The 25,664-nt window shown below is 73.4% G+C and carries 22 protein-coding genes; 13 read left to right on the top strand and 9 right to left on the bottom strand.

All coding sequences use genetic code 11. From position 1 onward, the window contains the following. Positions 1 to 157 precede the first annotated feature (157 nt). Both AB0F68_RS15495 and ilvD read right to left on the bottom strand, forming a co-directional pair. A complete protein-coding gene (locus tag AB0F68_RS15495; protein WP_357337841.1) occupies positions 158 to 880 on the bottom strand; it encodes a hypothetical protein in 723 nt (240 codons plus the stop codon). A 42-nt stretch (positions 881 to 922) separates the two neighbouring features. Continuing rightward, on the bottom strand, positions 923 to 2,770 hold the full coding sequence (gene ilvD, locus AB0F68_RS15500; protein WP_357337843.1) for a dihydroxy-acid dehydratase: 1,848 nt from the start codon (positions 2,768 to 2,770) through the stop codon (positions 923 to 925). Between the two features lie 111 nt (positions 2,771 to 2,881). Between ilvD and AB0F68_RS15505 the strand changes: the two genes are divergently transcribed. The 5 genes from AB0F68_RS15505 (at position 2,882) to serA (ending at position 11,040) form a co-directional block, all read left to right on the top strand. Beyond that, positions 2,882 to 5,332, top strand: coding sequence for a bifunctional diguanylate cyclase/phosphodiesterase (locus tag AB0F68_RS15505; protein WP_357337846.1), 2,451 nt, complete (start codon positions 2,882 to 2,884; stop codon positions 5,330 to 5,332). A gap of 180 nt (positions 5,333 to 5,512) precedes the next feature. Next, positions 5,513 to 7,399, top strand: a complete 1,887-nt coding sequence (locus tag AB0F68_RS15510) for an acetolactate synthase large subunit (RefSeq protein ID WP_357337849.1) — start codon at positions 5,513 to 5,515, stop codon at positions 7,397 to 7,399. Positions 7,400 to 7,460: 61 nt separating this feature from the next. Continuing rightward, on the top strand, positions 7,461 to 7,976 hold the full coding sequence (ilvN, locus tag AB0F68_RS15515; protein ID WP_357337859.1) for an acetolactate synthase small subunit: 516 nt from the start codon (positions 7,461 to 7,463) through the stop codon (positions 7,974 to 7,976). 58 nt (positions 7,977 to 8,034) lie between these two features. Beyond that, positions 8,035 to 9,048: a ketol-acid reductoisomerase gene (gene ilvC / locus AB0F68_RS15520; RefSeq protein ID WP_357337861.1), complete on the top strand. Its 1,014-nt coding sequence runs from the start codon at positions 8,035 to 8,037 to the stop codon at positions 9,046 to 9,048. 393 nt (positions 9,049 to 9,441) lie between these two features. Beyond that, positions 9,442 to 11,040: a phosphoglycerate dehydrogenase gene (gene serA, locus AB0F68_RS15525; RefSeq protein WP_357337863.1), complete on the top strand. Its 1,599-nt coding sequence runs from the start codon at positions 9,442 to 9,444 to the stop codon at positions 11,038 to 11,040. A gap of 57 nt (positions 11,041 to 11,097) precedes the next feature. Here serA and AB0F68_RS15530 read toward each other — a convergent pair whose 3' ends face one another. Continuing rightward, positions 11,098 to 11,454 (bottom strand): hypothetical protein, encoded by a 357-nt coding sequence (locus tag AB0F68_RS15530; RefSeq protein ID WP_357337866.1) that lies wholly within the window; start codon positions 11,452 to 11,454, stop codon positions 11,098 to 11,100. A gap of 331 nt (positions 11,455 to 11,785) precedes the next feature. After that, complete coding sequence (locus AB0F68_RS15535; protein WP_357337868.1) at positions 11,786 to 12,661, bottom strand: FAD:protein FMN transferase; 876 nt, start codon at positions 12,659 to 12,661, stop codon at positions 11,786 to 11,788. 222 nt (positions 12,662 to 12,883) lie between these two features. Between AB0F68_RS15535 and AB0F68_RS15540 the strand changes: the two genes are divergently transcribed. Continuing rightward, a complete protein-coding gene (locus tag AB0F68_RS15540; RefSeq protein ID WP_357337870.1) occupies positions 12,884 to 13,915 on the top strand; it encodes a 3-isopropylmalate dehydrogenase in 1,032 nt (343 codons plus the stop codon). Between the two features lie 205 nt (positions 13,916 to 14,120). Continuing rightward, the gene (locus AB0F68_RS15545; RefSeq protein ID WP_212837618.1) at positions 14,121 to 15,218 is read left to right on the top strand and encodes a branched-chain amino acid aminotransferase; all 1,098 of its coding nucleotides are present in this window, start codon (positions 14,121 to 14,123) and stop codon (positions 15,216 to 15,218) included. Between the two features lie 73 nt (positions 15,219 to 15,291). On the opposite strand, the gene AB0F68_RS15550 is transcribed toward AB0F68_RS15545, so the two are convergent. From AB0F68_RS15550 to AB0F68_RS15565, 4 genes are all read right to left on the bottom strand, one after another. Continuing rightward, positions 15,292 to 16,029: a tyrosine-protein phosphatase gene (locus tag AB0F68_RS15550; RefSeq protein ID WP_357337874.1), complete on the bottom strand. Its 738-nt coding sequence runs from the start codon at positions 16,027 to 16,029 to the stop codon at positions 15,292 to 15,294. Positions 16,030 to 16,087: 58 nt separating this feature from the next. Beyond that, entirely contained in the window at positions 16,088 to 16,546 is a 459-nt protein-coding gene (locus AB0F68_RS15555) for a PRC-barrel domain-containing protein (RefSeq protein ID WP_357337876.1), read from the bottom strand. 90 nt (positions 16,547 to 16,636) lie between these two features. Beyond that, on the bottom strand, positions 16,637 to 17,167 hold the full coding sequence (locus AB0F68_RS15560; protein ID WP_357337878.1) for a carboxymuconolactone decarboxylase family protein: 531 nt from the start codon (positions 17,165 to 17,167) through the stop codon (positions 16,637 to 16,639). A 2-nt stretch (positions 17,168 to 17,169) separates the two neighbouring features. Next, positions 17,170 to 17,730 carry a peroxiredoxin gene (locus tag AB0F68_RS15565; RefSeq protein WP_357337881.1) on the bottom strand — a complete coding sequence of 187 codons (561 nt, stop codon included), beginning with the start codon at positions 17,728 to 17,730 and terminating at the stop codon, positions 17,170 to 17,172. 331 nt (positions 17,731 to 18,061) lie between these two features. Here AB0F68_RS15565 and cimA point away from each other — a divergent pair, with 331 nt between their 5' ends. Next, entirely contained in the window at positions 18,062 to 19,642 is a 1,581-nt protein-coding gene (gene cimA / locus AB0F68_RS15570; protein WP_357337886.1) for a citramalate synthase, read from the top strand. Between the two features lie 7 nt (positions 19,643 to 19,649). Here the strand turns inward: cimA and AB0F68_RS15575 are convergent, their stop codons facing one another. After that, positions 19,650 to 20,639, bottom strand: a complete 990-nt coding sequence (locus AB0F68_RS15575) for an endonuclease/exonuclease/phosphatase family protein (RefSeq protein WP_357338280.1) — start codon at positions 20,637 to 20,639, stop codon at positions 19,650 to 19,652. Positions 20,640 to 20,995: 356 nt separating this feature from the next. Here AB0F68_RS15575 and AB0F68_RS15580 point away from each other — a divergent pair, with 356 nt between their 5' ends. The 5 genes from AB0F68_RS15580 to AB0F68_RS15600 all read left to right on the top strand — a co-directional run bounded on the left by AB0F68_RS15580 (position 20,996) and on the right by AB0F68_RS15600 (position 25,627). Beyond that, a complete protein-coding gene (locus AB0F68_RS15580) occupies positions 20,996 to 21,535 on the top strand; it encodes a hypothetical protein (protein ID WP_357337889.1) in 540 nt (179 codons plus the stop codon). A 196-nt stretch (positions 21,536 to 21,731) separates the two neighbouring features. Beyond that, complete coding sequence (locus AB0F68_RS15585; protein WP_357337892.1) at positions 21,732 to 22,781, top strand: MoxR family ATPase; 1,050 nt, start codon at positions 21,732 to 21,734, stop codon at positions 22,779 to 22,781. Continuing rightward, positions 22,778 to 23,764: a DUF58 domain-containing protein gene (locus tag AB0F68_RS15590; RefSeq protein ID WP_357337895.1), complete on the top strand. Its 987-nt coding sequence runs from the start codon at positions 22,778 to 22,780 to the stop codon at positions 23,762 to 23,764. Before AB0F68_RS15585 ends, AB0F68_RS15590 begins: the two co-directional genes overlap by 4 nt. Then, positions 23,761 to 24,720 (top strand): VWA domain-containing protein, encoded by a 960-nt coding sequence (locus tag AB0F68_RS15595; RefSeq protein ID WP_357337899.1) that lies wholly within the window; start codon positions 23,761 to 23,763, stop codon positions 24,718 to 24,720. Before AB0F68_RS15590 ends, AB0F68_RS15595 begins: the two co-directional genes overlap by 4 nt. Positions 24,721 to 24,766: 46 nt before the next feature. Continuing rightward, positions 24,767 to 25,627, top strand: coding sequence for a trypsin-like peptidase domain-containing protein (locus AB0F68_RS15600; protein ID WP_357337901.1), 861 nt, complete (start codon positions 24,767 to 24,769; stop codon positions 25,625 to 25,627). The last annotated feature ends 37 nt before the right edge of the window (positions 25,628 to 25,664 follow it).

Raw genomic sequence — 25,664 nt, forward strand, 5'->3', positions numbered from 1 at the left:
GTGGCCTCCATGGTCATCGTTGCTCAGCAACGTCGATCATGGACGCCCTCGTCTGTGTGCGCTGTCCCCGTATCCCTTGGAATAGATCGTCTAGGCCCTCTCGGATCTTGGACAGTTGCCGTTCGCACCGAACGGCATCTGTCTAAGATCTCGGGGGCTAGCCGGGCAGGGCGGCCAGGCCGGCCAGCAGTTCCCAGCGTTCGGCGTCGCTGAGCACCGCGTACGCGGGCTCGTCGCGCCGGTCGGTCTCCGCCTCGATGGCCGCGCGCTCCGGCCCGTCCGGCAGCGCCCGGATCCCTTCGGCGGTCAGCCCGGCGGCCCGCCACGCCGCCCGGTGCGCGTCGGCGCGGTGGTGGCGCAGGGAACCGAGCCGGGTGACCAGCAGCAGCGCCGGCGAGGCGCCCTCCGGCTCGTACGGCGGGGACATGGCGCGGAACGCCGGACCGCCGGTGGCCTGCCCGTGCGCCAGCACCCGGCCCACCAGGTCGGCGAGTCGGGGCACGATGCTCAGGCCGGGCAGCATTCCCGGCATGGCCGACCACAGCTCCTCGGCGGCCTCGGCCGTGGCCCGTTGCGCGTGGAGGGCCAGCTCCCGGCCCAGCTCGGTGAGGTGCCAGGTGCCCTCGGCGTCCACCGTGGTCACACTCTGGGCCAGCTCCCGGCTCATGTCGCCGTCGGTGTAGGCCAGGCCGTCGGCGAGCGCCTCGGCGGACATGGGCCGGGCCAGCACCCCCGAAAAAAAGCTGTTCTCGTAGCCGAGGTCCACGCCGCGTTCGGCGTAGAACTTCTCCATCCGGGCGCGGGCGGCCCAGCGGGCGCCCACGTACACCCGGTCGATGGCCGGTCGGATCAGTCGCGCGTAGCTCACCGTCGTCTCCACGCCGCCGGACCCTACCGGCAGCGTGGAGACCGGTGGGGGTTGCTACTCCGGCACCCGTCGGTACGCGCCGTCGCTGGCCGAGGTGGCCATCGAGGCGTACGCGCGCAGCGCCGCGGATACCGGGCGGACCCGGCCGGCCGGGGTGTACGGGCGGTCCCGCTTCTCCTCCGCCACCCGGCGCGCCTGAAGCACGTCGTCGGGCACGTCGAGCCGGATCGACCGGGCCGGGATGTCGATGACGATCTCGTCGCCCTCCCGCACCAGCGCGATCAGCCCGCCGGAGGCCGCCTCGGGGGAGACGTGCCCGATGGACAGGCCGGAGGTGCCGCCGGAGAACCGGCCGTCGGTGAGCAGCGCGCAGGAGCGGCCCAGCCCGCGGCCCTTGAGGAACGAGGTGGGGTAGAGCATCTCCTGCATGCCGGGGCCGCCCTTCGGGCCCTCGTAGCGGATCACCACCACGTCCCCGGCGACGACCTCCTTGGCCAGGATCGCCGACACGGCGTCGTCCTGTGACTCGTAGACCTTGGCCGGCCCGCGGAACGTCAGGCACTCCTCGGGCACCCCGGCGGTCTTCACCACGCAGCCGTCCGGCGCCAGGTTGCCGTGCAGGATGGCCAGCCCGCCGTCCGCGCTGTACGCGTGCTCGCGGTCCCGGATGCAGCCGCCGGCCGCGTCGGCGTCCAGGGACGACCAGCGGTTGGTGGTGGAGAACGGTTCGGTGGTGCGCACCCCGCCCGGGGCGGCGTGGAACAGCTCGACCGCCTCCGGGGTGGCGGAGCCGCCGCGCACGTCCCAGTCGGCGAGCCACTGCGCCAGGCTGGGCGAGTGCACCGCGTGCACGTCCCGGTGGAGCAGGCCGGCGCGGTCCAGTTCGCCGAGGATGGCTGGGATGCCGCCGGCCCGGTGCACGTCCTCCATGTGGTACTGCGGCGAGTTCGGCGCGACCTTGGCCAGGCAGGGCACCCGGCGGGAGATGGCGTCGATGTCGGCCACCCCGAAGTCCAGTTCCGCCTCGCGAGCGGCGGCCAGCAGGTGCAGCACGGTGTTGGTCGAGCCGCCCATGGCCACGTCGAGGGCGACCGCGTTCTCGAACGCGGCCCGGCTGGCGATCGACCGGGGCAGCACCGAGGCGTCGTCGGAGTCGTACCAGCGCTTGGCGATCTCCACGGCGGTGCGGCCGGCCTCGACGAAGAGCGACCGGCGGGCGGCGTGGGTGGCCAGCGTCGAGCCGTTGCCGGGCAGCGCCAGGCCGATGGCCTCGGTGAGGCAGTTCATCGAGTTGGCGGTGAACATGCCGGAGCAGGAGCCGCAGGTCGGGCAGGCGGAGCGCTCGATCTCGCCGAGCTGGTCGTCGGTGACCGCCTCGTTCGAGGAGGCGATCATGGCGTCGATCAGGTCGATCTTGGAGTGGACCACGCCCTCGATCGCCACGGTCTTGCCGGCCTCCATGGGCCCGCCGGAGACGAAGACGGTCGGGATGTTGAGCCGCAGCGCGGCCAGCAGCATGCCCGGGGTGATCTTGTCGCAGTTGGAGATGCAGACCAGCACGTCCGCGCAGTGCGCGTTGACCATGTATTCCACCGCGTCGGCGATCAGCTCCCGGCTGGGCAGCGAGTAGAGCATGCCGCCGTGGCCCATGGCGATGCCGTCGTCCACCGCGATGGTGTTGAACTCCCGGCCCACCCCGCCGGCCTCGGCCACCGCGTCGGCGACCAGGCCACCGAGGTCCTTGAGGTGTACGTGGCCGGGGACGAACTGGGTGAAACTGTTGGCGATGGCGACGATCGGCTTGCCGAAGTCGTCGTCGGTCATCCCGGTGGCCCGCCACAGGGCCCGGGCGCCGGCCATCGTCCGACCGTGGGTGGAGGTCCTCGACCGCAGCTCAGGCATGCCTACCAGTCTGACACCGCCGGTCCGGCCGCCCCCCGGCACGCGCCCCGTGTCCCAACAGTTGCACACCCGGTGCCCCACCGAGGGCGCCGATCCGGCACAGTTGAGGTCGTGCAGTCGTCCCCGGGCATGGTCACCGTCGCGGTGCTGAGCGGGCTCGCCGCGGCCGGCGCCGCCGCCCTGCTCGCCGTGTCGGCGCGCCGCCGGGGTGGGCCGCACCGGCGGGCCCACGTGCTGCTCGCGGCCGCCGCCGGGGTCGCCCTGCTCAGCCTGCTCCTCGGCCTGGCCGGCACGCTGGCCGCCGGCGACCACTGGGCGCACCGGCAGGGCCAGCGGACCGGGTGGGCCACCCTCGTCTCGTTCGGCACCACGCTCGCCGGGCTCGGCCTCGGCGTCGTCCTGCTCCGGCTGCCCGGCACCGCCGCGGCCCGGGCGGCCACCGCCCGGCTGCTGCTGGACGGCGTGATCATGGCGAGCGCGCTCTGGTTCGTCGGCTGGGCGGTGTTCAGCCCGCCGACCCGGCTGCTCGGCGACGCGACCCCGGCCGTCTGCCTGGCCATCCTGCTGGCCACGGTCAGCGCGGCGCTCACCGCCGGGCTGACCCTGATCATGGTGTTGCGGGCGGCCCCGCCGCGCGGCCGGCTGGTCCTGCTCGGCGCCGGCGCGACCGGGGTGACCTGCGGCGGCCTGGGCCTGTCGGCCGGGCTCTGCCAGGCCGGTGCGGGCCTGGCGTTCGCCGGCGCCGCGGTGATCGCCGCCGGCCTGCTGGCCACCGCCCTGGCCGCGCACCGGGTCGACCTGCCGCAGGTCGACGTCGACCTGATCCGCCGCGACGGCGAGTACGCCTTCGTCCCGATGTTCGCGATGGCCGCCTCCGCCATGTACCACCTGGTGCAGGGCGGCCGGTTCGACGTGTTCGGCATCGCGGCGGGCAGCGTCGAGGGTTTCGCCCTGGTGGCCCGGCAGTACCTGGCCCTCAACGACGTCCGCGGCTACGCCGGCCGGCTGGCCGAGCGGGAGGCGCACTTCCGCGAGCTGGCGCACACCGACCCGCTCACCGGCCTGGCCAACCGGCGTGGCCTGCTGCGGGCGCTGCACCGCTGCGCCGAGGCCGGCGTCCCCTGCCTGCTGCTCGGGCTGGACCTGGACGGCTTCAAGAACGTCAACGACATGCGCGGGCACGACGTCGGCGACGCGGTGCTGGCCGAGGTGGGCCGGCGGTTGCGCGGCAACCTGCGCCCGGGCGACCTGGCCGCCCGGCTCGGCGGCGACGAGTTCGCGGTGCTCATGCACGGCACGAGCGACCCGGGGCCGGTCGCCGAGCGGCTGCTCGGCGTGCTCGGCCGCCCCTACGAGGAGGCCGACGGGCCGGTCTTCCTCTCGGTCAGCATCGGGGTGGCCGGCGGCTGCGGGGAGACCGACGTCGAGCTGCTGCTGCGCAACGCCGACCTGGCGCTGCGCTACGCCAAGCAGCGCGGCAAGAACCGGATCGAGCGCTACGACGCCACCTACGACCAGCTGCTGCGCCGGCGCACCATGCTGGAGCACGAGCTGCGCGGCGCGATCGAGCGCGACGAGCTGCGGCTGGCCTTCCAGCCGGTGGCCTCGCTGCCCTCGGTCCGCCCGGTCGGCGCCGAGGCGCTGCTCCGCTGGCACCACCCGGAGCTGGGCAACGTCCGCCCGGACGAGTTCATCCCGCTCGCCGAGGAGTGCGGGATGATCTCCAAGCTCGGCGCCTGGGTGCTGCACCAGGCCTGCTACCAGCTCTCCCGCTGGCTGGCCGACGGGCACGACGTCTGGGTGTCGGTGAACGTCTCGCCCCGCGAGCTGCACGCCCCGGAGTACGTGGTCCAGGTCGCCGACGCGCTGCGCGCCCACCACGTGCCGCCGCAGCGGCTGGTGCTGGAGGTCACCGAGCACGCCGTCGCCACCGACCTCGACGAGCTGATCCGGCGGCTCACCGCGCTGCGTCTCACGGGCGTGCGGATCGCGCTGGACGACTTCGGGGCCGGCTACTCCTCGCTGGGGCAGCTCCGCCGGCTCCCGATCGACATCCTCAAGATCGACCACAGCCTGGTCGCGGAGCACGAGCCGGTCCGGCCGGTCGGCCGCGACGGTCCGGCGTTCGCCCCGATGGTCGACATCGTCATGCGCCTCGGGCACCAGCTCGGCCTGGAGGTGATCGCCGAGGGCGTCACCACCCCCACCGAGCTGGCCGCCGTGGTGGCCGCCGGCTGCCGGTTCGGGCAGGGCGCGGCCTTCGGCTGGGGCGTACCCGCCGAACACCTGGAGGCGATGCTGGAGGCGGCCACCTCGCCCGGCAACCGCCCGGCCTCGGTGCCGCCCGTCCCACCGCCCCCGCCGGTGCGGACCGGGCCGTCGCCGCTGCTGCCCCGACTGCGGTCGAACCCGCCCGCCCAGATACCCGCACCGCGTACCTCGAATGAGGGATCTTCGCAGGTGGCGCCGGGCGTGGAGGGCGTTTCGGGGGCCGACACGCCCACGTCCGTGAACCAAAATGTGGGATCAGTTGACTCATCGCGTGAGATGCGTCAGGCTTGACCGCATGTCGTCGAACCGGTCGCTGCGAGTACTTACCTGAGCGCACTCTCCCGAACGAGAGTGCGCTGGCCCCGTGCATCTGCACGTGGGCCGTTTTTGTTGCCGTCGGACCATCGCCGGGACGCCCGCGTTCCATCCTGAGAAGCGCATCACCCACTCCAGCCGAAGGCCTGAACCGCCATGACGAGACCCACGCCAGAGACCCTCGCCCACTCCGTCCGGCGAGCCCGCCCGGCCACCGAGCCGGCGGCTGACGCCGACCACGCTCCCGCCCCCCGCACCGGTGCCGCGCCGGCCGCCTCGGCCGTACGGCAGCCGACCACGGCGCAGGTCTCCGGTGCCGGTTCGCTGGTGCGGTCGCTCGAGGCGCTCGGCGTCGACGTCGTCTTCGGCATCCCGGGCGGCGCGATCCTGCCGGCGTACGACCCGCTCTACGACTCGACCGTCCGGCACATCCTGGTCCGGCACGAGCAGGGCGCCGGGCACGCCGCCACCGGCTACGCCCAGGCCACCGGCAAGGTCGGCGTCTGCATGGCCACCTCCGGCCCGGGCGCGACCAACCTGGTGACGCCGATCGCCGACGCGTACATGGACTCGGTGCCGATGGTGGCGATCACCGGCCAGGTCGCCCGCCCGTCGATCGGCACGGACGCCTTCCAGGAGGCGGACATCCAGGGCATCACCCTGCCGATCACCAAGCACAACTTCCTGGTGCAGACGGCCGACGAGATCCCGCAGGTGCTCGCCGAGGCGTTCCACCTGGCCTCGACCGGCCGGCCCGGCCCGGTCCTGGTCGACATCCCCAAGGACGTCCTCCAGGCGCCGACCACCTTCACCTGGCCGCCCACCCTGGACCTGCCCGGCTACCGGCCCACCCTGCACCCGCACGGCAAGCAGATCCGCGAGGCGGCCCGGCTGATGAGCAGCGCCCGCCGCCCGGTGCTCTACGTCGGCGGCGGCGTGCTCAAGGCCGGCGCCACCGAGGGGCTGCGCCGGCTGGCCGAGTTGACCGGCATCCCGGTGGTCACCACCCTGATGGCGCTCGGCTCGTTCCCCGACTCGCACCGGCAGCACCTGGGCATGCCCGGCATGCACGGCACCGTCGCCGCGGTGTACGGCCTGCAGAAGTCCGACCTGATCGTGGCGCTGGGCGCCCGCTTCGACGACCGGGTCACCGGCCGGCTGGACTCGTTCGCGCCGGACGCCACCGTGGTGCACGCCGACATCGACCCGGCCGAGATCGGGAAGAACCGGCACGCCGACGTCCCGATCGTGGGCGACGCCCGGCACGTCATCGACGAGCTCATCGCGGCCGTCACCGCCGAGCACGCGGCCCACCCGGCCGCCGACCTCGCCGACTGGTGGAACCAGCTCGACGACCTGCGCGGGCGCTACCCGCTGGGCTACGAGGAGCCGGCCGACGGCACCCTCTCCCCGCAGTACGTGATCAAGCGGCTGGGCGAGATCGCCGGTCCAGACACCGTCTACGTGGCGGGCGTTGGCCAGCACCAGATGTGGGCCAGCCAGTTCATCTCGTACGAGAAGCCGTACACCTGGCTGAACTCCGGCGGCCTCGGCACCATGGGCTACGCCGTCCCGGCGGCCATGGGCGCCAAGGTCGGCAAGCCGGACACCACGGTGTGGGCGGTCGACGGCGACGGCTGCTTCCAGATGACCAACCAGGAGCTGGCCACCTGCGCCCTGGAGGGCATCCCGATCAAGGTCGCCGTCATCAACAACGGCAACCTGGGCATGGTCCGCCAGTGGCAGACCCTGTTCTACGGGGAGCGCTACTCCAACACCGAGCTGGGCACCCACAAGCACCGCATCCCGGACTTCGTGAAGCTCGCCGAGGCGCTCGGCTGCGTCGGCCTGCGCTGCGAGAACGCCGCCGACGTGGACAAGACCATCGAGGCGGCCATGGCGATCACCGACGCCCCGGTGGTCATCGACTTCGTGGTCGGCAAGGACGCCATGGTGTGGCCGATGGTCGCCGCTGGCACCAGCAACGACGAGATCATGTTCGCCCGGGGCGTCCGCCCCGCCTTCGACGAGGACGAGCTGTAGTCATGGCCGAGTGCACCGAGCGCAGCGAGGGCCATGAGGGCATGACGAGGAAGGCGCTGTAATGACCCTGCACACCTTGTCCGTGCTGGTGGAGAACAAGCCGGGCGTGCTGGCCCGGGTCTCCGGGCTGTTCTCCCGGCGCGGGTTCAACATCGACAGTCTCGCCGTCGGGGAGACCGAGAACCCCGACGTCTCCCGGATCACCATCGTGGTCAACGCCGAGTCGTCCCCGCTGGAGCAGGTCACCAAGCAGCTCAACAAGCTGGTCAACGTCCTCAAGATCGTCGAGCTGGACTCGCAGGTCTCGGTGGCCCGAGAGCTGCTGCTGGTCAAGGTCCGCGCGGACCGCAGCGCCCGGGGCCAGGTGCTGGAGACGGTCGCCCTGTTCCGCGCCCGGGTGGTCGACGTCGCACCGGACACGCTGACCATCGAGGCCACCGGCACCCCGGACAAGCTCGACGCGCTGCTGCGTGACCTGGAGCCGTTCGGCATCAAGGAGATGGTCCAGTCCGGCACGGTGGCCATCGGGCGCGGCTCCCGCTCGATCACCGCCGGCCCGGCGCTGCGCGCCGCCTGATTCGCACCCACCAGATTTTCGACGGGCCGACGGGCACCGCCGTACGAAAGGGAAGTCAATGAGCGTTGAGGTGTACTACGACGACGACGCCGACCTGGGCCTGATCCAGGGCCGCAAGGTCGCCGTGATCGGGTACGGCAGCCAGGGCCACGCCCACGCGCTGTCGCTGCGCGACTCCGGCGTCGACGTGGTGATCGGCCTGCCCGCCGGCTCGAAGAGCCGGCCCAAGGCCGAGGAGCAGGGCCTGCGGGTGCTCACGCCGGCCGAGGCGGCGGCCGAGGCCGACGTGATCATGATCCTGGCGCCGGACACCGCCCAGCGCGGCCTCTACGCCGAGGCGATCGCCCCCAACCTCGCCCCCGGCAAGGCGATCTTCTTCGGCCACGGCTTCAACATCCGGTACGGCCTGATCAAGCCCCCGGCCGACGTGGACGTGGCGATGGTCGCCCCGAAGGGCCCCGGCCACCTGGTCCGCCGCCAGTACGTCGACGGCAAGGGCGTGCCCTGCCTGGTCGCCGTCGAGCAGGACGCCAGCGGCAACGCCTTCCGCCTGGCGCTGGCCTACGCCAAGGCGATCGGCGGCACCCGGGCCGGCGCCATCCGGACCACCTTCACCGAGGAGACCGAGACCGACCTCTTCGGCGAGCAGGCGGTGCTCTGCGGCGGCGCGGCGGCGCTGGTGCAGACCGGCTTCGAGGTGCTCACCGAGGCCGGCTACGCCCCCGAGGTGGCCTACTTCGAGTGCCTGCACGAGCTGAAGCTCATCGTCGACCTCATGTACGAGGGCGGCATCGCCCGGATGCGCTACAGCATCTCGGACACCGCCGAGTACGGCGACCTCTCCCGCGGGCCCCGGGTCATCGACTCCCGGGTCAAGGAGGAGATGCGCAAGATCCTCGGCGAGATCCAGTCCGGCGAGTTCGCCCGCGAGTGGGTGGCCGAGGACGAGGCCGGCCGGCCGAACTTCGCCAAGTGGCGCGCCGAGGGCGCGGCGCACCCGATCGAGGAGACCGGGCAGAAGCTGCGCGCCATGATGAGCTGGGTCGACCGGCCCATCACCGAGACCGCCTGACCCCGGGTCGGGCAGCTCCGACGCGGCCCGCGGCCCGACGCTCTCCCCGGCGTCGGGCGGCGGGCCGCCGTCATTCCCGCGACGAGGACGGCGGCCAGGCTCGCGGCGGCCCCGCCGGGCGGCCCGCTCACCTGGTGGGACCGGGTGACCAACGCCTCGACCGGACGGCACGCCGACGGGTCACCGGGTGAACGGGGGATGACGGGCGCGCGACCAGGCTGTGTGAGGGCGCTCACCCCGCGGTCCGCGACCCGGAGGGCGGGCCGCCCCCTACCATCCTTGGTGAGGTGCTCCAGCCGGCACCCGACGGCCATGGCACGGATCGGCGCAGGGCGCAGCGAGGCGTCCGGACGCCCCAGGCCGACCACAAAAACCGAGCGTCTACGAGGACCGATGAATCCTGTCGTACTGATCGCCGAAGAACTCGCTCCCGCCGCCATCGAGGTGCTCGCGCACGACTTCGACGTGCGTCACGTGGATGGCACCGACCGCCCGGCCCTGCTCTCCGCGCTCTCCGAGGCCGACGCGGTGATCGTACGCAGCGCCACCCAGATCGACGCCGAGGCGATCGCCGCGGCGCCGCGGCTGAAGGTGGTCGCCCGGGCCGGCGTCGGGCTGGACAACGTCGAGGTGCCCGCCGCCACCGCGCGGGGCGTCATGGTCGTCAACGCTCCCACCTCCAACATCGTCTCCGCCGCCGAGCAGGCCGTCGCGCTGCTGCTCGCCGTGGCCCGCAACACCGCCAGCGCCAGCGCCGCGCTCAAGGCGGGGGAGTGGAAGCGGTCCAAGTACACCGGCGTGGAGCTGCAGGGCAAGACCGTCGGCGTGGTCGGCCTCGGTCGGATCGGCGTGCTCTTTGCGCAGCGCATCGCCGCCTTCGGCACCCGCCTGATCGCGTACGACCCGTACATCCAGCCGGCCCGCGCCGCGCAGCTCGGCGTCCGGCTGGTCGGCCTGGAGGAGCTGCTCCGGGAGAGCGACTTCATCTCGATCCACCTGCCCAAGACCCCGGAGACGGTGGGCCTGATCGGCGAGAAGGAACTGGCGATCGTCAAGCCGGGCGTCCGGATCGTCAACGCCGCCCGCGGTGGCCTGGTCGACGAGCAGGCGCTCGCGAACGCCATCGCCGAGGGCCGGGTCGCCGGTGCCGGCGTCGACGTCTACGCCAAGGAGCCGTGCACCTCCTCGCCCCTGTTCGCCTTCGACAACGTGGTGGCCACCCCGCACCTGGGCGCGTCCACCCACGAGGCGCAGGACAAGGCCGGTCTGGCCGTCGCGAAGAGCGTCAAGCTGGCGCTCCAGGGTGAGTTCGTGCCGGACGCGGTGAACGTGCAGGCCGGCGGCGTGGTCGCCGAGGACGTCCGGCCGCTGCTGCCGCTGGCCGAGAAGCTGGGCCGGGCCTTCACCGCCCTGGCCGGCGGGGTGGCCGCCAGCGTCACCGTCGATGTGCGCGGCGAGATCGTCACCAACGACGTGTCGGTGCTGAAGCTCGCCGCCACCAAGGGGCTGTTCAGCTCGGTGGTGGAGGAGCAGGTCACCTACGTCAACGCGCCGCACCTGGCCGCCGAGCGGGGCGTCGAGGTCACCCTCGCCACGCAGGCCGAGACCGTCGACCACCCGAACCTGGTGACCGTCCGCGGCGCGCTGCCGGACGGCCGCACGGTCAGCGTCTCCGGCACGGTGACCCACACCGGCACCCGGGACGTGCTCAAGCTGACCGAAGTGGACGGTTTCGACGTCGAGATCGGCGCCGAGGGCATCCTGGTCTTCCTGCGCTACGTCGACCGGCCGGGCGTGGTCGGCACGGTCGGCACGCTGCTCGGCGAGGCCGGCGTGAACATCGCCGCCATGCAGGTGGCCCGCCGCGAGGCGGGTGGCGAGACGCTGATGACGCTCACCGTCGACCAGGCGCTCGGCGCGGACCTGCTCACCTCGGCGGCCGACTCGATCGGCGCGGTGGCGGCCAGCGCGGCCGACCTGCGCGACGAGTAGTCCGGCCACGACGGATCGGGGGCCCGGCCGGACGGCCGGGCCCCTCGTCGTGTCCGCTCAGGACGTGACGCGGGCCGGCGGCGGGTAGACCGAGCCGTCCTGAGCGTCGAAGAGCATGAGGTTGTGCTCGCCGGCCAGCCGCTCGATGTCGAGCAGCACCTGGTCCGCGCAGGTGGGGAAGAGGTTCATCTCCACGTGGTCACCGGCCGCGTGCAGCGGGGTGACCTCCCAGGGCGTGCCCGGGCCCGCCGGGCGGTCGGGATAGCTGGCCGTGATGGCCCGGTAGAAGGCGACCACCCGGGGGTCGGGATACGCCTCGCCGTGCCGCCCCTCGCGGCACTGCTGCACCGCTGCCCGCACCTCGTCGGGCGTGGCCCCGGCCCGCAGGGCCCACACGCTCAGATCGAAACTCACGGCGGACAGCGTGCCATCCCCGGTCCGCGCCGTCACCCCTGCCCCGCCGCAGGTTGACGCGCTGATTGCCGACGGGGCGCCGGACGGTCCGCTGTGGAGACTCTTGCGTCGAGTTGCGTCGATTCGCTAGCGTACGCGTGCGGGCACTGGCTGAGTCGATACTCCGGCCCGTCTTCGGGTGGCGTGGTCGGCCGTCCGGCCCACCGGCCCGCACCCCTCGATTGCGCGAGCCACGCGCATTCGTCGCTGACCGGCCTCCACGGTCGTTGCCGAGACCGTGGGGGCCGATCGCCGTTCACGTCCCGGATGCGAAGGCGGGGCGCGCTCCCGGTCAGCGCCGGCGGTGGGCGAAGAGCACCCGGTAGTCCGAGCCGTTGCGGAACCAGGCCAGCCCGGCCGGGCCGGCGGCGTACAGGGCGGTGGCGTAGGCGTCGGCCACCGCGAGATCCGGGCCCACCACCGTGGCGGCGACCAGCTGGTCGGCCGGCTCACCGGTGTGCGGGTCCACCACGTGCCCCCGCCGCCCGGTCACCCCGGAGGTGCCCACCGCGCCGGCCGTCATCTCCAGCACCAGCGGCGCCCGGTGCCCGTCGGTCGGGTGGTGCACCGCGACCCGCCACGGGCCGCCGTGCGCCGCGTGGCCGCGGACGGTCAGGTCGGCGCCGGTGAGCACGGCGTAGTCGTGCACGCCCGCGGCGCGCAGCCGGGCCGCGGCCCGCTCCACCGCCCAGCCGCCGAGCAGGCCGCCCGGGTCGAAACCGCCGGGCACCGCCCAGGCGTCGAACCACCCGTCGGTCGCCGCGCGCATCGCGGCGCAGCCGTCCACCAGGTCCGCCAGCGGCGGGTACGACTCGGGGCCGATCTCGCCCCGGCGCAGCCTCGACACCAGGCTGTCCGGCTGGTTCGGCCCGTAGGTGAGGTCGATGGCGCGCAGTTCGGCGACCGCGTCCCGCAGCGCGTCCCCAATGCCCCGGCGGCCGAGCCACTCGGGCGCGTTGAGCAGCAGCGAGTATTCCGCGGTGGAGGTGCGGACGGTGTGCCGGACGCTGATCCGGTCGCCGGCGGCGCCGCCGGCCCGCTCCAGCCGGTGGCTGCGGGTGCCGAGCCGCAGGTCGGGGCGGCGGTGGCGGAAGGCGGACTGGTCGATCCACCGGGTGCGGGGCTGCTCGTCCGTCCAGCGGGCCTGCCGCTGTCCCTCGATCCGCATGACACTGCTCCCTCGCTGACCACGCCGCAGCGCCGCGGCGAAAGCGGTCACGGGCCCCCGTCGACCCGGTCGCCACCGACCCTAAGCAGTGGACATGACCGCACCATGAATGCCACCTGGGAGAGTCCTGTGCATCGGAGTTTCCCGAATGCTGGAAGACGCGTACCGGGAGCCGGGACGGCGACGTACGGTTGCCGGGAACGACGAGGTGAGGAGCGCCAGGTGGCACGCATCGCGGTGGTGGCCGGGGACGGCATCGGACCCGAGGTGGTCGCGCAGGCCCGCAAGGTCATCGACGCGGTGCTCCCCGGGGTCGAGGCCACCGGGTACGACCTCGGCGCGGCCCGCTACCACCGCACCGGCGAGGTGCTGCCCGACTCGGTCCTCGACGAGCTGGCCGGCCACGACGCCATCCTGCTCGGCGCGGTCGGCGACCCCACCGTGCCGCCGGGCGTGCTGGAGCGCGGCCTGCTGCTCAAGCTCCGCTTCGCCTTCGACCAGTACGTCAACCTCCGCCCCTCCCGGCTCTGGCCCGGTGTCGCCGGCCCGCTGGCCGCCGTCAAGCCCGGCGAGGTCGACCTCGTGGTGGTCCGCGAGGGCACCGAGGGCCTCTACGCGGGCGCCGGCGGCTCGCTGCACCGGGACACCCCGGCCGAAGTGGCCACCGAGGAGAGCCTGAACACCCGGCACGGCGTCGAGCGGGTGATCCGTGACGCGTTCGCCCGGGCCCGCCGCCGGGAGCGGCGAAAGGTCACCCTGGTGCACAAGACCAACGTGCTCACCCACGCCGGCTCGCTCTGGGCCCGCGCCTTCGCGGCCGTCGCCGCCGAGCACCCCGACGTGACCACCGAGTACCAGCACGTCGACGCCGCCGCGATGTTCCTGGTGACCAACCCGTCGCGGTACGACGTGGTGGTCACCGACAACCTCTTCGGCGACATCCTCACCGACATCGCCGCCGCGGTGACCGGCGGCATCGGGCTGGCGGCCAGCGGCTGCATCAACCCGGAGGGGCGCTACCCGTCGATGTTCGAGCCGGTGCACGGCTCCGCGCCGGACATCGCCGGCCGCGGCGTCGCCGATCCGGTCGCCGCGGTGCTCTCCGCCGCGCTGCTGCTCGACCAGCTCGGGCACGCCGACGCCGCCGCGCGGGTCACCGCCGCGGTCGCCACCGAGCTGGCCGGGCGTACGCCGGGCGCGCCGCTGCGCACCGAGGAGGTCGGCGACCGGCTCGCCGGGTACGCCGTAGCCTGACCGGGCCGTCACGTCGGCCCGGATCCGGGCCGCCAGACCCGTACCCGGGCCCGCTCTCGTTCCGGTCCCTGCCGGCGGCCCGTCCGGCGCGCTCCATGTGCCGGGGCGGAGCTATCCGCTGAACGACCGTTCGGGGTAAGTTTCTGGCACCAGTGACGTCGGCGTGCGATCCCGCATGCCGTGGACCCGCAGGGAGGTCAGCGCGATGAGCGGTGGTGACAAGCTCGATTTCGAGATCCGTCCGAATCCCGCGCCGGTATCCGCCGCCGACCGGGCCGCCCTGCTGGCGAACCCGGGCTTCGGCCGGGTGTTCACCGACCACATGGTGACCATCCGCTACGCCGAGGGCAAGGGCTGGTACGACGCCCGGGTGGAGGCGCGCGCGCCGATCCCGATGGACCCGGCCGCCGCGGTCCTGCACTACGCGCAGGAGATCTTCGAGGGGCTGAAGGCGTACCGGACCGGGGACGGGTCGGTGACCATGTTCCGACCGGAGGCCAACGCGGCCCGCTTCGTCGCCTCGGCGCACCGGCTGGCCATGCCGGAGCTGCCGGCGGAGACGTTCGTCGAGTCGCTGCGCCGGCTGGTCGAGATCGACCAGGACTGGATCCCGGAGCACGAGGACGCCAGCCTCTACCTGCGTCCGTTCATGTTCGCCAGCGAGGTCTTCCTCGGCGTCCGCCCGGCCAACGAATACCTCTACTGCGTGATCGCCTCGCCCGCCGGGGCGTACTTCGCCGGTGGGGTGAAGCCCGTGACGGTCTGGGTCTCGCCGGACTACACCCGGGCGGCGCCCGGCGGCACCGGCGCGGCCAAGTGCGGCGGCAACTACGCCGCCTCGCTGGCCGCCCAAGCCGAGGCCATCGAGGCCGGCTGCGACCAGGTGGTCTTCCTGGACGCGGTGGAGCGGCGCTTCGTCGACGAGCTGGGCGGCATGAACGTCTTCTTCGTCTACGACGACGACACCCTGGTCACCCCGCCGCTGACCGGCACCATCCTGCCGGGCATCACCCGTGACGCGATCCTCACCCTGGCCGCCGAGTCGGGGCACCGGGTCGAGGAGCGGCCGGTCAGCTTCGCCGACTGGCAGGCCGACGCGGCCAGCGGGCGGCTGCGCGAGGTGTTCGCCTGCGGCACCGCCGCCGTGATCACCCCGATCGGCGGGGTGCGCTTCCCCGACGGGGAGTTCCTCATCGGCGGCGGCGAGCCGGGCCGCTCCACCATGGCGCTGCGGCAGAAGCTGGTCGACATCCAGCGCGGCCGCGCCGAGGACCGGCACGGCTGGGTCTCCCGCGTCCTCTGACCGTCCACCCGCTCGTCCCGCACGGCCGGCCCCGTCTCCCGACGGCGCCAGCCGTGCGCGCTTTCCGCCGGGGTCAGTCGAGGAGGTGGGTGCGTAGGGCGGTGATCTGCTCGTCGGTCACGCCGGCGTGCCGGAGGTAGCCCTCGGCCGAGCCGTAGCCCTCGCGCAGCTCGCTGAGGAAGAGCATCATCGCCTCGGCGGGGGAGGCGAGGAACGGCGGCGGTGGCTCCTCGGCGTCCGGCACGGTGGCCCGGACCCAGGCGCTGAACCGCTCGGACGCGGCGGTGCTGAGCGCGTAGTCGGCGGCGACGTCCTCGTCGGGCACGCCGAGCACGGCCAGGGTGAGCCCGCAGACGATGCCGGTGCGGTCCTTGCCGGCGACGCAGTGCACCACCACGGGCGCGTTGGCGCTGTCGGCGATCAGGCCGACCGCCTCGGCCAGCCCGGCGGTGCCGGTGCGGGCCAGGTCGGCGTAGCGGTCGGCGAGGTAGCGGGCCAGGCTGGTGTCCGGGTCGTACATCTGCTCGGCCCAGTCCTGGTGCTCCGGATGGATGTGCCGGTAGGTGAGCCCGTCGTAGGCCGGCACCCGGCCGTCCCGCGCCACCTCGGTGGGGCGGCGCAGGTCGATGACGGTGCGGATGCCGAGCGCGGTGAACGCGGCCCGGTCGGTCTCGTCGATCCGGTGCAGGGAGTCGGAGCGGTAGAGCCGGCGGTGCCGGACGGTGCGCCCGTCGCGGTTGCGGTAGCCGCCGACGTCGCGGAAGTTGAACAACGCGGGGAAGGGGGTTTCCAGGGCGTCCACCCCTGACACGGTAACGGCCGGCGGGGCCACGATGTGCCCCGCCGGCCGTCGGTTGCAGGTGCCTCCGTTACCGGGCCGTGCCCGGCGGGATCGACGAGTAGGTGTCGTCGTAGTAACCGCCGAGCTTGTCCCGGTACGCCGGGTCCGTGTCGGTGGTCTCGTCGTACTCGGGCGCGGCCTTGATCTGGTCCTTGCTCCGGTCGACGTAGACCTTCCGCTCGTCGTGGTCGACGTGGTTGACGGTGCCGGCCGGCAGCATGACCTTCTTGCCGAAGATCCACGGCCCGGTGTCCACCACGAGGAAACTGCTGTTCACCTCGTGACTGGCCCGGTCCACCTTGCCGATACCGCCGTCAGTCGCCTCCACCTTGTAGCCGACCAGGTCCACACCGGTCACCCCGGCGTCGTCCCGGTAGCTCCACGGATCGAAACGCCCGGCGGGCGCGCCGCCCGCGAAGGCGCCCTGACCACCCTGGGTCAGCGGATCCGGCGTCCCGTGGGTCGTTCGAGGGTCGAGCCGCTCCATGGCGTCAACACTCCCTTTCTCGACTTTCTCGGGGGATTTGCCTGTCGGATACCTGCCTACCCGGTTGCGGAGATCGATACACCGACCGGCTCAGGCCAGGGCGGCCTCCGCGTCCAGGGCCACCGCCGCGGCGTGCACGACCGCCGCGATCCGCAGCCCCTCGTGCACCTGGTCGCGGCTGAACCCGGCGGCGCGCAGGGTCTTCTCGTGCGACTCCAGGCAGACGCCGCAGCCGGTGATCGCCGAGACGGCCAGGCACCAGAGCTCGAAGTCGACCTTCTCCACCCCGGGCCGGGCGATGATCTGCATCCGCAGCCGGGCCGGCAGCGAGGCGTACTGCTCGTCGCCGATCAGGTGCTTGGCCCGGTAGTAGACGTTGTTCATCGCCATGATGGTGGCCGCGCCCTTGGCCGCCTCGACCGCCTCGGGCGTGAGGTGACCGGCCGCCTCGGCGGCGATCTCCTTGAGCACCGTCGCGTTCCGGGCCGCCACCGCACAGGCCAGGGCTGTGCCCCAGGCCTGCTCCGGCTTCAGCGTCGAGGTGGCGATGGTGGAGCCGAGGTTGAGCTTGATGTCCCTGGCGTACCCGGGCAGGGCCGCCTTGACCGCGTCCAGACCCATGGTCAGGCCCCGGTGCCGGCGAGCAGCGCGTTGGCGTCCAGGGTGGCGCCGCCCTTGTTCCAGTTGCACGGGCAGAGCTCGTCAGTCTGCAGGGCGTCGAGCACCCGCAGCACCTCGGAGACGTTCCGGCCGACCGAGCCGGCGGTCACCATGGCGAACTGGATCTCGTTGTCCGGGTCGACGATGAAGGTGGCCCGCTGGGCCACGCCGTCCTCGCCGAGCACGCCGCAGTCGGCGGTCAGCTCGCGCTTGATGTCGCTGAGCATCGGGAAGGGCAGCTCGCGCAGGTCCGGGTGGTCCTTGCGCCAGGCGTAGTGGACGAACTCGTTGTCCACGGAGACGCCGAGCACCTGGGCGTCCCGGTCGGCGAACTCGCCGTTGAGCCGGCCGAACTCGGCGATCTCCGTCGGGCAGATGAAGGTGAAGTCCTTCGGCCAGAAGAAGACGACGCGCCACTTGCCCTCGTAGGTCTTGTGGTTGATCGTCTCGAACGCCTTGTCGGCGTCGAGCGAGACGCACGCGGTGAGTTCGTACTCGGGGAAGCGGTCACCGACAGTGAGCACGGGTCCTCCTTGACGGCGGCCTGGCAACGACGCCCGGCCGGTAACTTGATCTGTTCCAGATGCTGCCGCAGCGTCGTCTCGGCCCGGCGGCGGCCGGTCCGGTTGTTAAGTCGATCACGGAGCCGGAGGCCGTCGCCCTGGGTCACCATCCCGAGATGTGGATTGTTCCTCCCAAAACCGGGTTCGGGATGGCAGAGTACGGACCGTGACCAGCTCCGTCCTGATTATTGGCAGCTAGCGCGCCGGCCTTCCCCCTCGCCGAGCGCGCAGACCTCCCGCATCCGCGGGGGGTCTTTTTGTTGCTCCCCGCAGGTTCGAGAAGAGGACTCCCATGACCTTCCAGGTGTACGACACGACGCTGCGCGACGGCGCCCAGCGCGAGGGGCTCAGCTACTCGGTGGTCGACAAGCTGGCGGTGGCCGGCCTGCTCGACGACCTCGGGGTCGGCTTCATCGAGGGCGGCTGGCCGGGCGCGGTGCCGAAGGACACCGAGTTCTTCCGCCGGGCCCGCACCGAGCTGGAGCTGCGGCACGCGATCCTGGTCGCCTTCGGGGCCACCCGCAAGGCCGGCGTCGCCGTCGAGGACGACCCGCAGGTGCGCGGGCTGCTCGACGCCCGGACCCCGGCCGTGGCGCTGGTGGCCAAGGCGGACCTGCGGCACGTCGAGCGGGCGCTGCGCACCACCGCCGAGGAGAACCTGGCGATGATCCGGGACACGGTCGCCTACCTGGTGGCGCAGGGGCGGCGGGTCTTCGTCGACGGGGAGCACTTCTACGACGGCTACCGGCACGACCCGGCGTACACCGCCGCGGTGGCGGAGACCGCGCTCGCCGCCGGGGCCGAGCGGTTCGTCCTCTGCGACACCAACGGCGGGATGCTGCCCTCCCAGGTCACCGCCGCGATCACCGGCCTCACCGCGCGCACCGGGATCGCACCGGAGCGGCTCGGCATGCACGCCCAGAACGACACCGCCTGCGCGGTGGCCAACACGATCGCCGCGGTCGAGGCCGGCGTCCGCCACGTCCAGGGCACCGCCAACGGCTACGGCGAGCGCCCGGGCAACGCCGATCTCTTCGCGATCGTGGCCAACCTCCAGCTCAAGCTCGGCATGCCCGTCCTACCGGAGGGCTGCCTGGAACAGATGGTGCGGGTCTCGCACGCCATCGCCGAGATCGCCAACATCGCCCCCGACACCCACCAGGCCTACGTCGGGGCCGCGGCCTTCGCCCACAAGGCGGGGCTGCACGCGAGCGCGATCAAGGTGGACCCGTTGCTCTACAACCACGTGGATCCCTCGGTGGTGGGCAACGACATGCGGATCCTGGTGACCGAGATGGCCGGCCGGGCCAGCGTCGAGCTCAAGAGCCGCGAGCTGGGCCTGGACCTGGCCGGCCATCCGGAGACCCTGTCCCGGGTCACCAGCCGGGTCAAGGAACTGGAGGCCGGCGGCTGGTCGTTCGAGGCCGCCGACGCCTCCTTCGAACTGCTGGTCCGCTCCGAGCTGCCGGACGCCGCGCCGGCCCGGCCGTTCGCGCTGGAGTCCTACCGGGTGCTGGTCGAGCACCGCGAGGACGGCGCGGTGGTCTCCGAGGCCACCGTCAAGATCCGGGTACGCGGCGAGCGCGTCATCGCCACCGCCGAGGGGAACGGCCCGGTCAACGCCCTGGACGAGGCGCTGCGGGTGGGGCTCGCCCGGCACTACCCGGAGCTGCGCGAGTTCGAGCTGGCCGACTACAAGGTCCGCATCCTGGAGGGCAGCCACGGCACCGGCGCGGTGACCCGGGTGCTGGTGGAGACCGCCGGGGCCGGCCGCGACTGGACCACGGTCGGCGTGCACCCCAACGTGGTCGAGGCGAGCTGGCACGCCCTGGTCGACGCTCTCACCTACGGCCTGGACCGGGCCCGGGTCTGAGGCCGGCTCACGCGGCGGGCAGCCGCAGCTCGGCCAGCACGGCGCGGTGGTCGCTGCCCGGCACGCCGTACACGCTGACCGCGCGGACCGCGATGCGCCGGTCGACCAGCACGTGGTCGATGGTGACCGGCGGGATCGGGTCGCCGTCGTAGGGGCCCCAGGTGCCGGGAAGCCCCGCGCCGGCCGCGTCGGCGGCGTCGACGTAGCCGGTGTCGATCAGGTCGCGCAGCGGCGCGTGGTCGAGGGTGGCGTTGAAGTCGCCGGCCAGGACGCTCAAACCGCCGCGCGGGGTGGCCGGCGGTTGCGCCCGCAGGTCGGTCCACCAGTCCGGCACGACCTCGACGGCGTACGGGGCGGCCGGGTGCGCCGACTCCACCCGCAGCGGTGGCGCGCCCGGCACGGCCACCGTGCCGTACGCCTGGGTGAAGAAGAAGCCCTGGTTGCGCCGGTAGCCGGTCCCGCCGAGCGGGTGGCGCGCGTACAGCCCGGAGCCGGTGGTGCCGACCTCGGGGTTCAGCGCCCGGTAGGGCAGCAGGGTGGCCAGCCCGAGCCGGTCCAGCTCGGCGGCGATCTGCGGGGTGAACTCCTGCACGGTCAGCACGTCGACCCGGTGCGCCCGGACCAGCTCAACCAGCCGTGCCGGGTCGGCGCCGCCCTTGAGCAGGTTGGCGGTGAGCAGCCGGAGCACGGGCCCGTCCACCGCGGGTCGGTCGCCCGGGACGGCGCGCGGCGCCACCGCGCCGAGCAGCGCCAGCGCGGCGAGGGCCGCGACCACGGCAGGCGCGCGGCGGCGCAGGGCGAGCGTCAGCGCCACCGCGGCCGGCGCGGCGGCGGCGACGTACGGCGTGAAGGCGACCGCCTGCACCAGCGGTCCCCGTTCCAGCCCGCCGAGCCGGAGCACCGCCCAGGCGGCCACCGGCGCGACCGCCACCCAGCAGGCGATCGTGGCGGCCCGGCCGGCCCGGGTGCCGGCCCGCACCGGCCCACTCGTCGTGATCACGGCCGACACGCTACCTGCCGACCGGGCGGGGCGGTGCCCCACGACATCATTTCGTGAGTGGCCGCACCCTCACTTCTCACAATTATTGGAAGCATTTTTCGAATGCTGTCCGGGAAATGTGAGCTATTGACCGGCCCCATTTTTCGATGCTAGGTTTCCATCTGGTCGAGACGTCGCGACTCTCCGTAGTAAGCCCAGCTCAGAGCCAGGTGCAGCTCGACATTTAGGTGCGCTGACAGTGGGCCCCCCGATGGTCCGCAATTGTCTTGCGTCTGGCTCCCGTGCCGTATCCATCCGTCCCGCACCGCACGCGGGCCGGCCGTATCACCACGGTCACAAAAGGGAGATCTGTCATGGCCACATTCTTCAAGCGCAAGGCGACGGTGGTGGCACTCGCCGCGCTGTCCCTCACCCTGGCCGGCGGGGGCATCGCGGCCGCCGCCCACCCGGCGGCGAAGGCCCCGGCCGAGGTCGGGCAGGCCGGTGCCCGGCAGCCCGGCCACCAGCCGCCGGTGACCGCCGCCGAGACCCGGGCGGCGAAGTCGGCGCTGAAGGCCACCCTCGCCGCACCGGCACCAGGGCTGGTCGCCTGGGCGGTCATCAGCGCCAACGGGACCCTGCTCCAGCACTCCCCGAACGTCGTGAGCGCCAAGCGGTTCTCTCCCTCGGTGCAGGGTCAGTACGCCGGCCAGTACCAGGTCACGCTCGACTACGCCGTCAACCACAAGGGCCTGCAGGCCACGATCGGCACCAACGACGCGGCGAACGTCCCGCCCGCGGGCGAGGTCTCGGTGGCGCCCCGCTACCTGATCCCGAACGCGGTCTTCGTCCAGACCCGCAACTCCACCGGCGGGTACGCGGACCGGCCGTTCCACCTGCTCATCGCCAACTGACCCCCCGCCGCGCGGCAGCCGGTTCCCGCCCCGAGCGGGGGTCGGCTGCCGCCGTCTGATCCGGTCTGCCCCATCCCGCACCGGCTCGCACCGTTGCGGACCGCCCGGGGGAGTCGTCCCGGTCCGGGGGTGGAAGGGCTGCTCAGGGGCCGATAATCCGACGTTTGTCCGTACGCCGGCCCGGGAAGCAAGCACCGTGACGGACATCTCGGACACCCTGGCCAGCGTGCCCAGCCCGGTCGATGCCGACGCGAGCGGCGTCGAGCTGGAACAGACCCTCTTCGAGGTCAAACGCGTGATCGTGGGGCAGGATCGCCTCGTCGATCGCCTGCTCACCGCGCTCATCGCCGACGGCCACTGCCTGCTGGAGGGCGTGCCGGGGGTGGCCAAGACCCTCGCGGCGCAGACCCTCGCCACCGTGGTCGGCGGCAGCTTCTCCCGGATCCAGTTCACCCCCGACCTGGTCCCCTCGGACATCGTCGGCACCCGCATCTACCGGGCCTCCACGGAGGCGTTCGACGTGGAGCTGGGCCCGATCATGGCGAACCTGGTGCTCGCCGACGAGATCAACCGGGCTCCGGCCAAGGTGCAGTCGGCGCTGCTCGAGGCGATGGCCGAGCGGCAGGTCTCCATCGGCGGCCGGAGCTGGCCGGTCCCCGACCCGTTCCTGGTGCTGGCCACGCAGAACCCGATCGAGTCGGAGGGGGTCTACCAGCTCCCCGAGGCGCAGCGCGACCGCTTCCTGATGAAGGTCGTCGTCGACTACCCGAGCGACGCCGACGAGCTGGCCATCCTCTACCGGATGAGCACCGATCGGCCCACCGCCCGCCCGGTGCTCGACCCGGCCCGGTTGCGCGAGCTCCAGCGCCGGGCCAGCGCGGTCTTCGTGCACCACGCGCTCGCCGAGTACGTGGTCCGGCTCATCCTCGCCACCCGGGACCCGGGGCGGTTCGGGCTGCCGGAGATCGCGCCGATGCTGGCGTACGGGGCCAGTCCCCGGGCCACCCTCGGCCTGGTGAGGGCGGCCCGGGCGCAGGCGATGATCCACGGCCGGGACTACGTGCTCCCGGAGGACGTCCGGGACCTGGCGGTGGACGTGCTGGCCCACCGGCTGGTGCTCTCCTTCGACGCGGTGGCCGACGGGGTCTCCGCCGAGACGCTGGTCCGCCGGCTCGTCGAGGCGGTGCCGCCACCCCGGGTGGTCACCGGGCACCCGGAGGCGGCGCCCGACCTGGCGGCGGCATGAGGCGCCGGGACGCACCCACCGTGCCCGAGCCCGGACTGGCCGACCTCGCCCCCGACCAGCGGCTGCGCCGGCTGGAACTGACCGTCACCCGGCGGCTCAACGGGCTGCTGAACGGCCAGTACCGCGGCCTGCTGCCCGGCCCCGGCAGCGAGGCGGCCGGCAGCCGGGAGTACCGCCCCGGCGAGGACGAGGTACGCCGGATGGACTGGGCGGTGACCGCCCGGACCGCCGTCCCGCACGTCCGCGAGGTCGACGCGGACCGGGAGCTGACCACCTGGCTGCTGGTCGACGCCAGCCCCAGCATGGAGTACGGCACGGCCACCCTGGACAAACGGGAGCTGGCGGTGGCCGCGGTGGCGGCGGTCGGCTTCCTCACCGCCGGCGTCGGCAACCGCCTCGGCGGCCAGGTGCTCGCCCCGGACGGGGTGCGCCGGTTCCCGGCCCGGGGCGGGCGTACCCACCTGCTCGGGCTGCTCCGCGCCCTGCTGGGCGCGCCGCGCACCGACGGATACCGGGAGACGCCGACCCTGGCCGACGGGCTGGACGGGCTCCAGCGGATGGCCACCCGGCGCGGGCTGGTGGTGGTCGTCTCCGACTACCTGGACGGGCTGCCCGACGACCCGGACGGTGCCCCGGCCTGGGAGGCGGTGCTGCGCCGGCTCGCCGTCCGGCACCAGGTGCTGGCCGTCGAGGTGACCGACCCGCGTGAGCTGGAGCTGCCCGACGTCGGGCTGGTCACCCTGGTCGACCCGGAGACCGGCCGGCACCGCGAGGTGTGGACCGGTGACCCGGCGCTGCGCGAGAGGTACGCGCAGGCCGCCGCCGCCCAGCGCGACCAGGTCCGGCACGCGCTGCGCCGGTCCGGGGCGACCCACCTGGCGCTGCGCACCGACCGGGACTGGAGCGCCGACATCGTCCGGCACGTGCACGCCCAGCGCCGGCTGGCCGCCGCGCCGGCGGCGGCCCGGGGAGGTGTGGCGTGACCTGGCAGTCGCCCGCCCGCCTCTGGCTTTTGCTCGGCGTCGTCGCGCTGGTCGTCGGCTATCTGGTGATCCAGCGCCGGCAGAGCCGGTACGCGGTCCGCTTCACCAACCTGCGGCTGCTGGACCGGGTCGCCCCGCAGCGGCCGGCCTGGCGCCGGCACGTCCCGGCGGGACTCTTCCTCGCCATGCTCGCGCTGCTGGTGGTGGGCTTCGCCCGGCCCAGCGCCGAGGTGCGGGTGCCCCGGGAACGGGCCACCGTGATGGTGGCCGTGGACGTCTCCACCTCGATGCTGGCCGGCGACGTCGACCCGGACCGGCTGACCGCCGCCAAGGAGGCTGCCCGCCGGTTCGTCGACGGGCTGCCAGACGAGTTCAACGTGGGGCTCGTCGCGTTCGCCGGCAGCGCGGCGGTGCTGGTGCCGCCGAGCACCGACCGGGACGCCCTGGACGAGGGGGTCGAGCGGCTCGCCGAGGGGATAACCGGGGTGCAGGGCACCGCCATCGGGGAGGCGATCAGCACCTCGCTGGGCGCGGTGAAGAGCCTGGACGCCAAGGCCGCCAAGGACCCGCCGCCGGCGCGGATCATCATCCTCTCCGACGGCGCGAACACCTCCGGCATGGACCCGATGGAGGCGGCCGCCCAGGCGGTGGCGGCCAAGGTGCCGGTGCACACCATCTCGTTCGGCACGCCGTCCGGCTCGGTGGACCGGGGTGGACTGGCGATCCAGGTGCCGGTCGACGGGCAGACCCTCAAGGCGGTCGCCGACGAGACCGGCGGCGGCTTCCACGAGGCGTCCACCAGCGAAGAGCTGCGGGCCGTCTACGAGGACATCGGCACCTCGGTGGGCTACCGCAAGGAACGGCAGGACATCTCGGCCCGCTTCATCGGCCTCGGGCTGGTGTTCGCCATGGGGGCCGCCGCCGGATCGCTGCGGTGGTTCTCCCGACTGCCCTGACCCGCATTGACGACCGGACGACGCACGACACGTGAGGAGCCCAGGTATGGCAGTGCAGACCGGACTCGGCGAGCCACGCGGCCCGTGGTTCGTCTCGCCGGAGCTGGACCCGGACGGACGCGGGCGCTGGGACGGGCCCGGGTCCGAGCGGGACGCGGGGCGGCGGGGCTGGCGCGGCCGGCTGTTGAGCGCGGCGGCGGTGGTGGCCCTCTCCACCCTCTCCGGGGCGGCGGCCGGCACCTGGGCGGCCGACCGGGACGCGCCCGGACCGGCGGCGGCCTCCGCCGCGCCGGTGCCGGCCGAGCTGGTCACCGCGGCCGAGAAGACCGTCCCCGGGGTGGTCTCGGTGATGGTCGGCGGGACGTCCGGCGCGTCGGCCAGCGGCTCCGGCTTCGCCATCGACAACGAGCAGCACATCGTGACCAACGACCACATCCTGGCCCGGGGCGGCTCCGGGCCGGTGACGGTGGAGACCTCCGACGGGCGCCGGTTCACCGCCGAGGTGGTGGGGCGGGAGCCGGGCAGCGACCTGGCGGTGCTGAAAATCCCGGCGTCGGCCCGGCTGTCGGCGCTGCCGCTGGCCAAGCCGAACTCCACCCGGGTGGGGGAGCCGGTGCTCGCGGTCGGTTCCCCGCTCGGCCTGGCCGGCACCGTCACCGCCGGTATCGTCAGCGCGCTCAACCGGCAGGTACGCATCGGCAGCGGCCGGCACAGCGCGGTGCAGACCGACGCCTCCATCAACCCGGGCAACTCGGGTGGGCCGCTGGTCAACGCGCGGGGCGAGGTGGTCGGGGTGAACACCGCCATCGCCACCATCGACGGCAACGGCTCGATCGGCATCGGGTTCGCCATCCCGATCGACCAGGTCCAGCAGACCGCCAACACCATCATCGGCCGGGGCGGCTGACCGCGCGGCGGCCCTGGCCTGCGGGGGCGCCGAACCC

Origin of the sequence: Micromonospora sp. NPDC023966 (assembly GCF_040639095.1) — a bacterium.
Taxonomy (GTDB): Bacteria; Actinomycetota; Actinomycetes; order Mycobacteriales; family Micromonosporaceae; genus Micromonospora.

Excerpts from the sequence above, each read along its gene's own strand:
- ilvD (WP_357337843.1), bottom strand. The coding sequence starts at position 2,770 with ATGCCTGAGCTGCGGTCGAGGACCTCCACCCACGGTCGGACGATGGCC.
- AB0F68_RS15510 (WP_357337849.1), top strand. The coding sequence starts at position 5,513 with ATGACGAGACCCACGCCAGAGACCCTCGCCCACTCCGTCCGGCGAGCC.
- ilvN (WP_357337859.1), top strand. The coding sequence starts at position 7,461 with ATGACCCTGCACACCTTGTCCGTGCTGGTGGAGAACAAGCCGGGCGTG.
- ilvC (WP_357337861.1), top strand. The coding sequence starts at position 8,035 with ATGAGCGTTGAGGTGTACTACGACGACGACGCCGACCTGGGCCTGATC.
- serA (WP_357337863.1), top strand. The coding sequence starts at position 9,442 with ATGAATCCTGTCGTACTGATCGCCGAAGAACTCGCTCCCGCCGCCATC.
- AB0F68_RS15535 (WP_357337868.1), bottom strand. The coding sequence starts at position 12,661 with ATGCGGATCGAGGGACAGCGGCAGGCCCGCTGGACGGACGAGCAGCCC.
- AB0F68_RS15545 (WP_212837618.1), top strand. The coding sequence starts at position 14,121 with ATGAGCGGTGGTGACAAGCTCGATTTCGAGATCCGTCCGAATCCCGCG.
- AB0F68_RS15555 (WP_357337876.1), bottom strand. The coding sequence starts at position 16,546 with ATGGAGCGGCTCGACCCTCGAACGACCCACGGGACGCCGGATCCGCTG.
- AB0F68_RS15560 (WP_357337878.1), bottom strand. The coding sequence starts at position 17,167 with ATGGGTCTGGACGCGGTCAAGGCGGCCCTGCCCGGGTACGCCAGGGAC.
- cimA (WP_357337886.1), top strand. The coding sequence starts at position 18,062 with ATGACCTTCCAGGTGTACGACACGACGCTGCGCGACGGCGCCCAGCGC.
- AB0F68_RS15580 (WP_357337889.1), top strand. The coding sequence starts at position 20,996 with ATGGCCACATTCTTCAAGCGCAAGGCGACGGTGGTGGCACTCGCCGCG.
- AB0F68_RS15590 (WP_357337895.1), top strand. The coding sequence starts at position 22,778 with ATGAGGCGCCGGGACGCACCCACCGTGCCCGAGCCCGGACTGGCCGAC.
- AB0F68_RS15600 (WP_357337901.1), top strand. The coding sequence starts at position 24,767 with ATGGCAGTGCAGACCGGACTCGGCGAGCCACGCGGCCCGTGGTTCGTC.